Origin of the sequence: Cupriavidus sp. SIMBA_020 (assembly GCF_046535395.1) — a bacterium.
Taxonomy (GTDB): domain Bacteria; phylum Pseudomonadota; class Gammaproteobacteria; order Burkholderiales; family Burkholderiaceae; genus Cupriavidus; species Cupriavidus campinensis.
On sequence record NZ_JAWRWU010000334.1, the window covers coordinates 1 to 294 of the forward strand.

Annotated in this window: 1 protein-coding gene; it reads right to left on the reverse strand. The window is 66.0% G+C overall.

From position 1 onward, the window contains the following. Nucleotides 1-294, reverse strand: a 294-nt coding sequence (locus tag SB751_RS29465; protein ID WP_410748960.1) for an MFS transporter, incomplete at both ends; no start/stop codon positions are given.

Consider the following 294-nt stretch of genomic DNA (forward strand, 5'->3'; position numbering starts at 1 on the left):
GCGTTCGGTGGCGAGATAGAGCGGAATCCAGAAACTGAAGGTCTGCCATGCCGGCTCGGCGAAGAAACGCGCCTGCGCGATGGCCCAGAAACGCCGCGTGCCGAGCACCTTGCGCACGCGATGCCCGCCCTCGCCCGACAACGCAACCGGCGACTGGCCGTCGAGAATCTTGTCGCGTTCTTTCGGCGAAATACGCGGATGATCGGCCGGCGAGCGATACAGCGCGAACCAGACCGCCGCCCACACGAAACCCAACGCACCCGTCACGGCGAAAGCGCTCTGCCAGCCGTAGCG